The organism is Streptomyces europaeiscabiei, assembly GCF_001550375.1.
Taxonomy (GTDB): Bacteria; Actinomycetota; Actinomycetes; order Streptomycetales; family Streptomycetaceae; genus Streptomyces; species Streptomyces europaeiscabiei.
In genome coordinates, this window is record NZ_LRTR01000238.1 from 1 (window position 1) to 9997 (window position 9997).

Genomic DNA, 9997 nt, shown 5'->3' on the forward strand with positions numbered 1-9997 from the left:
CGCCGCCCAGCAGGGCGCCTGGGCGGTCCGGGTGCACGAGGTCCGCGCCACCGCCGACGCGGTCCGCGTGGCCCGCGCCATCGAAGGGGCCCGTGAGCGGTGAGCGCTCCCCACACCGACGTCGAACAGGTCGAACTCGCCAACCGGGCCTTCTACGAGGCGATGGAACAGGGCGACTTCGAGACACTCTCCTCACTCTGGCTGACCCCGGCGGACGTGGGCGTGGACGAGGAGTACCACGACCCCGCCGAGACCGGTGTGATCTCCTGCGTGCACCCGGGCTGGCCGGTCCTCACCGGCCGCGGCGAGGTGCTGCGGTCGTACGCGCTGATCATGGCGAACACGGAGTACATCCAGTTCTTCCTCACCGACATACATGTGTCGGTCACCGGTGACACCGCGCTCGTCACCTGCACCGAGAACATCCTCAGCGGCGGTCCGGCGCCGGACGGCGGTGACGGGCTGGGGCCGCTCGTGGGGCAGCTGGTGGTCGCCACGAATGTGTTCCGTCGCACATCCGACGGCTGGAAGCTCTGGTCGCACCACGGCTCCCCGGTGCTGACCGAGTCCGACGACGACGAGGGTGACGACTCACCCTCCTGAGTGGGTGGGCGGCCCGCAAGGGCCAAGGGGTGATTGGGAACACGGGACCGCGGGTATGCGCGGCTTCCGACCCGTGAGCCGCCGTGTTCCCTGAGGGAAGCGCTCGATGAACCCTGCCCGTACAGGGGGTGGACCCGAGCCTCCGTGAGTGAGCGCTGTCAGTGCTCGCAGGTAGATTCGAAGGTGGCCGGTGTGCCGACCGCACACGGATGCATCGGCCGTTCCCGACGACTGCAGGAGTGATTCGCGTGGATCGTGTCGCGCTGCGCGGCCTCAGGGCCCGTGGATACCACGGGGTGTTCCCGCACGAGCGCGAGGAGGGCCAGACCTTCGTCGTGGACCTCACGCTCGGTCTGGACACCCGGCCGGCGGCGGCCGACGACGACCTGGCGAAGACCGTGCACTACGGGATCGTGGCGGAGGAGGTCGTCGCCGTCGTCGAGGGCGAGCCGGTGAACCTCATCGAGACGCTCGCCGAGCGCATCGCCCAGGCGTGTCTGAAGCACGACGGCGTCCAGGAGGTCGAGGTCGCCGTCCACAAGCCGAACGCGCCGATCACGGTCCCCTTCGACGACGTGACCGTCACCATCACCCGGAGCCGAGTATGACCGCGTTCTTCACCGAGGGTCAGAGCGACCCGACCGTACAGCCGGTGCCCGCCTCCGTCGTACAGAAGGTGGACGAGGCCGACACCACCCTGCACAACCCCCGCCGGGCCGTGCTCTCCCTCGGCTCGAACCTGGGCAACCGGCTGGAGAACCTCCAGGGCGCCATCGACGCGCTGGAGGACACCCCGGGCGTCCGCGTCAAGGCCGTGTCGCCGGTGTACGAGACGGAGCCGTGGGGTGTGGCACCGGGCAGCCAGCCCTCGTACTTCAACGCGGTCGTCGTCCTGAAGACCACCCTGCCGCCCTCCTCGCTGCTGGAGCGGGCCCAGGCCGTCGAGGAGGCCTTCCACCGGGTACGGGACGAGCGCTGGGGGCCGCGCACCCTGGACGTCGACATCGTGGCGTACGCGGACGTGGTCTCCGACGACCCGGCGCTGATCCTGCCCCACCCGCGCGCCCACGAGCGGGCCTTCGTCCTCGCCCCCTGGCACGACGTCGAGCCGGAGGCCCGGCTCGGCGGCCGCGGCCCGGTCGCCCTGCTCCTCGACGGCATCACCCGTGAAGGTGTGTCGCCCCGCGCCGACCTGGAACTCCACCTGCCCGAGTAGTCGTTAAGGTCTACCGGGTCGGGATCATCCCCCGACACCGTCGGGATCACCGGCCGGGCCGACCACCCGGCGCCGTGGATCCCGACGTCCGTGGACCATCGGGCTCGTCGAAGGGGCATCGTGAAAGAGCTGCGCATCAGGACGCTGGCCGCGGTGTTCGTCGTGGCCGGGGTGCTGTCCTGGGCAGGGGCCCGGCTGTGGAACTCGGTGGGCACGCTGCCGAGCGTCCCGCTGGCGGCCCCGATCGTGCTCGCCCTGATCGCCGCCGTCCTGACGGCCACCGCGCTGTCCCTCCGCAACCGGCTCAAGGCCCAGCGGGAGCGCCGGCCCGGCGCCAAGGGCGTCGAGCCCCTGATGGCCGCCCGCGCGGTCGTCTTCGGCCAGGCCAGCGCTCTCGTCGCCGCCCTCGTCGCCGGCATGTACGGCGGCGTCGGCGTCTTCCTCCTGGAGTCCCTGGACATCCCGGCCCGCCGCGACCAGGCCATCTACGCCGGGTCCTCCGTCCTCGCGGGCCTCGCCGTCATAGTGGCCGCCTTCTTCCTGGAGCGCGTCTGCAAGCTCCCGGAGGACGACGACACCAACGGCGGGGCCGCGCGGGCGACGTAGGGGCGCCCTGGCCGCCCGCCGGCCGACGTGGCTCCCTCAACCGGCGCAGGCGCCTCTGCGCTGATCGAGGACCGTCTCGGGCGGCACCGACGATCGGGTCAGCGCGCCAGTATCAGGCTCATCGCCTCGGCACGGGTCGTGGCGTCCCGCAGCTGGCCCCGCACCGCCGACGTCGTGGTCTTGGCACCCGGCTTACGGATACCGCGCACCGACATGCACATGTGCTCGGCCTCGATGACCACGATGGCACCCCGCGCCTCGAGAATCCTCATCAGGGAGTCCGCGATCTGCGTGGTGAGTCGTTCCTGCACCTGCGGGCGACGCGCGAACACCTCGACCAGCCGGGCCAGCTTCGACAGCCCGGTGATCTTCCCGGAATCGGCCGGGATGTAGCCGACGTGCGCCACGCCGTGGAACGGCAGAAGATGATGTTCACACAGACTCACGATCGAAATGTCCTTCACCAGGATCATCTCGTCGTGCCCCAGATCGAACGTCGTCGTCAGGACGTCCTCGGGCTCCTGCCTGAGACCCGCCAGAAGCTCCCTGTACGCCCGCGCCACCCGCGCCGGCGTCTCCTTGAGCCCTTCCCGGTCGGGGTCCTCGCCGACCGCGATCAGCAGCTCCCGTACGGCGTCCTCGGCGCGCTTCTCGTCGAACTCGCCGATGGTGCCCTCACCGTCCAGCGTCACGGGGTCGGTCATGTGGTGCCTCGCTCCTGAGCCTGCGACGCGCACGGACTACGCGTCTCATCTTTCGGCCATGTTCCGGTCATACGAAAATGCCGTGTCCCCCAGGCTAGAACCAGGGGGGCACGGCATCCATTCCGGGCCTGATGAGGCGGCCGGGTCCGGGAGCCGGGGCTCCCGGTGGCCGGTTCTCACCGGATTCGGCGTCAGCTCTCCTGACTCTCCTCCGGGGTGGCGTCGACGGGCGCCTTGGTGGTGATCGCCGGCGTCGCGCCGTTGGTGCCGTTCGTCAGTGCCAGCTCCCGGGGAGAGAGCACCGGCGGACGGGTGGAGGGGGTGCGGCGGGAGGAGCCGGTCCAGGCGGGCCGGGCCGGGCGCTTGACGATGGAGGCGAAGATCTCGGCGATCTGCTCCTTGCCCAGCGTCTCCTTCTCCAGCAGCTGAAGAACCAGGTTGTCGAGGATGTCGCGGTTCTCGACCAGGATCTCCCAGGCCTCGTTGTGCGCGTTCTCGATGAGCTTCTTGACTTCCTCGTCCACGAGCGCGGCGACCTCTTCCGAGTAGTCGCGCTGGTGACCCATCTCACGTCCGAGGAACGGCTCCGAGTTGTCGCCGCCGAACTTGATGGCGCCGAGACGCTCGGTCATCCCGTACTGGGTGACCATCGCACGGGCCAGGCTGGTGGCCTTCTCGATGTCGTTCGAGGCGCCGGTGGTCGGGTCGTGGAAGACCAGCTCCTCGGCGGCGCGCCCACCCATCATGTAGCCGAGCTGGTCGAGCATCTCGTTACGGGTGGTCGAGTACCTGTCCTCGTCCGGCAGGACCATCGTGTAACCGAGGGCGCGGCCCCGGGACAGGATGGTGATCTTGTGGACCGGGTCGGAGTTCGGTGAGGCCGCCGCGACCAGGGCGTGACCGCCCTCGTGGTACGCGGTGATCTTCTTCTCCTTGTCCGACATGATCCGGGTCCGCTTCTGCGGGCCCGCGATCACGCGGTCGATCGCCTCGTCCAGCATGTGGTTGTCGATCAGCTTCCGGTCGCTGCGGGCCGTCAGGAGCGCGGCCTCGTTCAGGACGTTGGACAGATCGGCACCCGTCATGCCGGGGGTGCGGCGGGCGACGGCCCCGAGGTCGACGTCGGGCGCGACCGGCTTGCCCTTCTGGTGGACCTTGAGGATCTCCAGACGGCCCTGCATGTCCGGGCGGTCGACGGCGATCTGGCGGTCGAAGCGGCCCGGGCGCAGCAGCGCCGGGTCGAGGATGTCCGGCCGGTTCGTCGCGGCGATGAGGATCACGCCGCCCTTGACGTCGAAGCCGTCCATCTCGACGAGCAGCTGGTTCAGCGTCTGCTCGCGCTCGTCGTGCCCACCGCCGAGGCCGGCGCCGCGATGGCGGCCGACCGCGTCGATCTCGTCGACGAAGACGATCGCCGGGGCGTTCGCCTTGGCCTGCTCGAAGAGGTCACGGACCCGGGAGGCACCGACACCGACGAACATCTCGACGAAGTCGGAACCGGAGATCGAGTAGAAGGGGACGCCCGCCTCGCCTGCGACGGCGCGCGCCAGCAGCGTCTTGCCCGTACCGGGCGGGCCGTAGAGCAGCACACCCTTGGGGATCTTGGCGCCGACGGCCTGGAACTTGGCGGGCTCCTGCAGGAACTCCTTGATCTCGTGGAGTTCCTCGACGGCCTCGTCCGCGCCGGCGACGTCCGAGAACGTCGTCTTCGGGGTGTCCTTGGTGATGAGCTTGGCCTTGGACTTCCCGAAGTTCATGACCCGGGAGCCGCCACCCTGCATCTGGTTCATCAGGAACAGGAAGACGACCACGATGAGGACGAAGGGGAGCAGGGACAGCAGGATGCCGACGAAAGCGTTCTGCTTGGTCGGGGAGACCGTGTAGCCGTCGGGGATCTGCTTGTTCTGGAACTTGTCCTGCAGGGTGTTGGCGAGGGTGACGCCCTGGTCGCCGATATAGCTCGCCTGGATCTTCGAGCTTCCCTCGATCTTCTGGCCGTCCTTGAGCTGAACCTTGAGGAGCTGCTCTTCGCCGGTGGTCAGTTTGGCTTCTTTGACCTTGTTGTCATTGATCGCCTGGACCACCTGGCCGGTGTCCACCGTCTTGTAGCCGCCGGACGAGCCGACGACCTGCATCAACACGACCACGGCAAGGACGGCCAGTACGATCCACATGACTGGCCCACGGAAGTATCGCTTCACGTCCATCCATACGGAGCGGTGCCGCCCCGTCCCTCCTGCCATAGTGAGTTTGATAAAAGACTGTTCTTCGGACGGTACCCCAGCATTGTCACCCGAAGTCGCAGGGGACTGTCGGCAATCCCGTCCTCGCATGCTCCAACGGCGCGAAACCCGCTGGGGTTCCCGAGCGTCTTACGGGGGTTGTTCAGCCGCCGTAGACGTGGGGCGCGAGCGTACCGACGAACGGGAGATTGCGGTACTTCTCGGCGAAGTCGAGGCCGTAGCCCACGACGAACTCGTTGGGGATGTCGAAGCCGACCCACTCCACGTCGATGGCGACCTTGGCGGCGTCGGGCTTGCGCAGCAGGGTGCAGATCTTCAGGGACTCGGGCTCGCGGGAGCCGAGGTTGGAGATCAACCAGGACAGGGTCAGCCCCGAGTCGATGATGTCCTCGACGATCAGGACGTGCTTGCCCTTGATGTCGGTGTCGAGGTCCTTGAGGATCCGCACCACGCCCGAGGACTGGGTGCCTGCCCCGTAGGAGGACACGGCCATCCAGTCCATGGTGACCGGGGTGGACAGCGCCCGGGCGAGGTCCGCCATGACCATCACCGCGCCCTTGAGGACTCCGACGATCAGCAGGTCCTTGCCCGCGTACTCCGCGTCGATCTTCGCGGCCAGCTCGGCCAGCTTCGCGTCGATCTCTTGCTTGGTGATGAGTACCTCTTTGAGGTCGGCACCCATGTCTTTCGCGTCCACCCGCATCACTTTCGGTCGGTCGTCCCGGGGCCGCTCCCGGACGCCCGCGTCCCGTGCGGGGGTTCGGGGCCCGTGTGAGGGGCCCCTTCGGCGTCCGGAATCAGCCTTGCCGAATCACCAGTCTGCCACCCTGGCGCTGGGCGACGACCCGGCCGGGGAGATTGATGGCTCCCTGACCGCGCCAGCCGGTGATGAGACGGTCGACCTCCTCGATGTGCCGGGCGAAGAGGGAACCCGCCGGAGCACCGGCCTCAATGGCGGCCCGGCGCAGGATCCGGCGGCGTACGGCGGGCGGCAGGGCGTAGAGCTTCGCGCACTCCAGCAGGCCCGTGGCGTCCCGGACGGCAGGCTCGGCCTGGCGGGCCCAGGTGTCGAGGGCGTCGGCGTCGTCCCGGGAGAGCTGGGCCGTACGGGCGAGGGCCTCGACGACGCCCTTGCCGAGCGCCTTCTCCAGGGCGGGCAGGCCCTCGTGCCGGAGCCTGGACCGCGTGTAGGCGGGATCGGCGTTGTGGGGGTCGTCCCACACGGGCAGCGACTGCACCATGCAGGCCTTGCGGGCGGTCTGCCGGTCGAGCTGGAGGAAGGGGCGGCGGTAGCGGCCGTCGGCCCCCGAGACCGCGGCCATACCGGACAGGGAGCGGATGCCGGAGCCGCGGGCCAGGCCGAGCAGGACGGTTTCGGCTTGGTCGTCGCGGGTGTGGCCGAGCAGGACGGCGGTGCCTCCGTGGCGCTCCAGCGCGGCGTCGAGGGCGCCGTAGCGGGCGTCCCGGGCGGCGGCCTCGGGGCCGCCGTCGCGGCCGACGGTCACGGCCACGGACTCGACCGGGTCCAGGCCCAGTTCCCGCAGGCGCAGGGCGACTTCCTCGGCGCGCAGGTCGGAGCCGGGCTGCAGACCGTGGTCGACGGTGATGCCGCCGGCGCGGACGCCGAGCTTGGGCGCCTCGAAGGCGAGGGCGGAGGCGAGCGCCATGGAGTCGGCGCCGCCGGAGCACGCCACGAGCACGAGCGGCCGCTCGTGTGCGGTCCCCGGGTGCGGGGAACCCGCGCGCGCGGACGCGTTGCGCCTGACGCCGATGGGCACGGCCGCGGGGGGTACGGCCGTGGGGGGCGCTTGCAGGGGTTGTGCGCCCGTGCCAGAAGGCGCGCCGGGGGTCGCGCAGGCGGGCGCGTGCTGGGGGGTGTTCGTGTGGTGTTCGGTGAGGAGGTCGTGGAGTACGCGGCGGACCGCCAGGCGTATCGCCGCGACCGCGGGGTGGGGACCCATGTCCGGTTCCCTTCATGAAATTGTCGGGGGGTGAGCCCGGGTTCGGTCACTCAGAGTGTGTAGATGGTGACAGAACCGGGCCGTTCCCCGAGCATTGCACGCCTACCCCTCGCTCACGGTCCCTCGGACGGGTGATTGGAGGAGCGTTTGCCTGCCGTCGGCCGAATTCGTTCACCACGCTCGCGCGCGGCTCACGACTCCGCCCTGTGGTGCACCCGCGTGACCCAGTCCGCCGGTTTGGCGATCTCCGCCTTGGTCGGCAGGGTGTTCGGGGAGGTCCACACACGGTTGAAACCGTCCATGCCGACCTGTTCGACGACCGCCCGTACGAACCGCTCGCCGTCCCTGTACTGCCTGAGCTTGGCGTCCAGGCCGAGCAGCTTGCGCAGGGCCAGGTCCAGGCGGGAGGCGCCCTTCGCGCGTCGCTGCTGGAACTTCTCGCGGATCTCGGCGACCGAGGGCACGACGGCCGGGCCGACCCCGTCCATCACGTAGTCGGCGTGGCCCTCCAGGAGGGACATGACGGCGGTCAGCCGGCCGAGGATCTCGCGCTGGGCGGGGGTCTGCACCAACTCCACGATCGAGTGACCGTCGTCGCCCACCTCTCCCTCGGGCCGGCCACCCGCGAGTGACTGGGCGGCCTCCCTGATGCGCTCCAGGAAGGTCGTGGGGTCGACCTCGGTCTCCCCCAGGAACGACTGGATTTCACCCTCCAGGTGGTCCCGCAGCCAGGGCACCGCGGTGAACTGCGTCCGGTGGGTCTCCTCGTGCAGACACACCCAGAGACGGAAGTCGTGGGGCTGGACGTCGAGTTCGCGCTCCACGTGCACGATGTTCGGCGCGACGAGGAGCAGTCGGCCGCCGCCGTTCTCCCCCGCCGGGAGTTCGCGGGTCGCCGGGGCGAACGTCTCGTACTGGCCGAGGACCCGGGAGGAGAGGAACGACAGGAGCATGCCCAGCTCCACGCCGGTGACCTTGCCGCCGACCGCGCCGAGGACGGCCCCGCCGGGGGTGTTGCCGCGACGTTCCTGCATCTTTTCCAGCAGCGGCTTCAGCAGTTCCCGGAAGCCTGCGACGTTGGCCCGGACCCAGCCGGGCCGGTCGACGACGAGGACGGGGGTGTCGTCGCCCGTGTCGGGCAGCATCCGCGTGAAGGCGCGGACGTGTTGCTCCGACGCCTTGGCGTGCCGGCGAAGCTCGGCGACGATGGCCCTGGCCTCGTCGCGGCTCACCTCGGGGCCCGGCCGCACGAGCCGGGTCGCGGTCGCCACCGCGAGATTCCAGTCGACCATCTCGGCACCACCGATACGAGTCATGCTGTCAACCGTACGTGAGCGCTGCCGCTGGGGGCAGGCCGCGAGGTGGGGGTGGGTGAGGTTGTGACTTGGGCGCGGGTGAGTCGTGGTTGCTCGCGCAGTTCCCCGCGCCCCTTTCATGGCCTCCGGCCAATTCAAGGGCGCGTCTCAGCGGCAGCCGCACGTCGCCAGGGCTGAGGTGGCGTCGGTCAGGGCCTTCTTGGCCGGGTCCGTGTTCGCCAGTTCTGTCTCCGTGGCCAGGAAGGCGAAGGCCAGGAGGCGGCCGTCCGCGTCCACGACCGTGCCGGCGAGGGTGTTCACGTTGCTCAGGGTGCCGGTCTTGGCGCGGACGATGCCGGTGCCGGTGGCGTCGGTGGAGTAGCGGGTGCGGAGGGTGCCCGTGAAACCGGCGACGGGGAGGCCGGTGAGGACCGGGCGGAGTTCGGGGTGGGAAGGGGCCGCGGACTCGGCCAGGAGGGCGGTGAGGAGGGCGGGGGTGAGCCGGTTGCCCCGGCTGAGGCCGCTGCCGTCCGCGAACTCGACACCTTCGAGCGGCACTTCGAGCGTTTTGAGTTCTTTCTTGATGGCCGCCGCGCCGCCTTCGAAGCTCGGCTGCTCGCCCGTCGCGAGCGCGACCTGACGGGCGAGGGCCTCGGCGATGTCGTTGTCGCTGTTGGTGAGCATGCGCTCGACCAGGGTCGACAGCGGCGGGGAGGAGACAGCGGCGAGTTCCTCGGCGTCCTTCGGGGCCCGGCCGGAGTCCTCGGTCTTCGTCCTGATGCCCCGCTCCTGAAGGAGGTCGGCGAACTTCTCGGTCGCGTGCGCCGCCGGATCGGGGTCGCGGTCCGCGCTGCCGCTGGACGAGTCGTCGAGGCGGGCCTCGTCGGCCATGAGGGGGACGACCAGGGCGAGATTGCCGTTCTCGCCGATGGTGTGCTGCTCGGGGCCCTCGTAGAGGGAGGTGTCGTGGCTGAGGGTGATCTCGTTCAGGTGACGCTTGTCGAGGGCGGTGGCGGTCTCGTCGGCGAGGGTGCGCAGGCTCGCGTAGCCGCCCGTGTCCTTGTGGGCGGTGAGGGTGGGGTCGCCGCCGCCGACGAGGACGACCTCGGCGGAGTCGGGCGCCAGGACCGTGCGGGTCTCGATGCGGTGGTCGGGGCCGACCGCCGAGAGGGCCGCGACCGCCGTGGCGATCTTGGTGGTGGAGGCGGGGGTCAGGGCGTCGTCCGCGTTCTGGGTGTAGAGCTGCTCGCCGGTCTCGACGTCGACGACGGCGGCCGCGCGGCGCGGACCCAGGACGGGGGAGTTCAGGAACGGGTCGAGGGCGGCCGCCAGGGCGGCGGACTTGGGCGCGGAGCCCGCTCCCGAGGCG

General features: G+C 70.1%; 10 protein-coding genes. 4 read left to right on the plus strand and 6 right to left on the minus strand.

Features of this window, described 5'->3' with window-relative positions; translation table 11 throughout:
• Positions 1-99 precede the first annotated feature (99 nt).
• The 4 genes from AWZ10_RS11455 (at position 100) to AWZ10_RS11470 (ending at position 2425) form a co-directional block, all read left to right on the plus strand.
• Positions 100-603 carry a nuclear transport factor 2 family protein gene (locus tag AWZ10_RS11455; RefSeq protein WP_060891009.1) on the plus strand — a complete coding sequence of 168 codons (504 nt, stop codon included), beginning with the start codon at positions 100-102 and terminating at the stop codon, positions 601-603.
• A gap of 248 nt (positions 604-851) precedes the next feature.
• Positions 852-1211 (plus strand): dihydroneopterin aldolase, encoded by a 360-nt coding sequence (gene folB, locus AWZ10_RS11460; protein WP_037702456.1) that lies wholly within the window; start codon positions 852-854, stop codon positions 1209-1211.
• Positions 1208-1819 carry a 2-amino-4-hydroxy-6-hydroxymethyldihydropteridine diphosphokinase gene (folK, locus tag AWZ10_RS11465; RefSeq protein ID WP_046707451.1) on the plus strand — a complete coding sequence of 204 codons (612 nt, stop codon included), beginning with the start codon at positions 1208-1210 and terminating at the stop codon, positions 1817-1819. The genes folB and folK overlap by 4 nt, the downstream gene beginning before the upstream one ends.
• Before the next feature lie 120 nt (positions 1820-1939).
• Positions 1940-2425, plus strand: a complete 486-nt coding sequence (locus AWZ10_RS11470) for a DUF3180 domain-containing protein (RefSeq protein ID WP_046707450.1) — start codon at positions 1940-1942, stop codon at positions 2423-2425.
• Positions 2426-2523: 98 nt separating this feature from the next.
• Here AWZ10_RS11470 and folE read toward each other — a convergent pair whose 3' ends face one another.
• The 6 genes from folE to dacB form a co-directional block, all read right to left on the minus strand.
• A complete protein-coding gene (gene folE / locus AWZ10_RS11475; protein ID WP_037702462.1) occupies positions 2524-3129 on the minus strand; it encodes a GTP cyclohydrolase I FolE in 606 nt (201 codons plus the stop codon).
• Between the two features lie 191 nt (positions 3130-3320).
• The gene (gene ftsH, locus AWZ10_RS11480; RefSeq protein WP_046707449.1) at positions 3321-5336 is read right to left on the minus strand and encodes an ATP-dependent zinc metalloprotease FtsH; all 2016 of its coding nucleotides are present in this window, start codon (positions 5334-5336) and stop codon (positions 3321-3323) included.
• Between the two features lie 178 nt (positions 5337-5514).
• Positions 5515-6075, minus strand: a complete 561-nt coding sequence (gene hpt / locus AWZ10_RS11485) for a hypoxanthine phosphoribosyltransferase (protein ID WP_037702465.1) — start codon at positions 6073-6075, stop codon at positions 5515-5517.
• Positions 6076-6169: 94 nt separating this feature from the next.
• Positions 6170-7333 (minus strand): tRNA lysidine(34) synthetase TilS, encoded by a 1164-nt coding sequence (gene tilS / locus AWZ10_RS11490; protein ID WP_060891010.1) that lies wholly within the window; start codon positions 7331-7333, stop codon positions 6170-6172.
• Positions 7334-7524: 191 nt separating this feature from the next.
• Positions 7525-8649 carry a zinc-dependent metalloprotease gene (locus AWZ10_RS11495; protein WP_046708004.1) on the minus strand — a complete coding sequence of 375 codons (1125 nt, stop codon included), beginning with the start codon at positions 8647-8649 and terminating at the stop codon, positions 7525-7527.
• A 147-nt stretch (positions 8650-8796) separates the two neighbouring features.
• On the minus strand, positions 8797-9997 hold a 1201-nt coding region (gene dacB / locus AWZ10_RS11500; RefSeq protein WP_060891011.1), incomplete at its 5' end, for a D-alanyl-D-alanine carboxypeptidase/D-alanyl-D-alanine endopeptidase.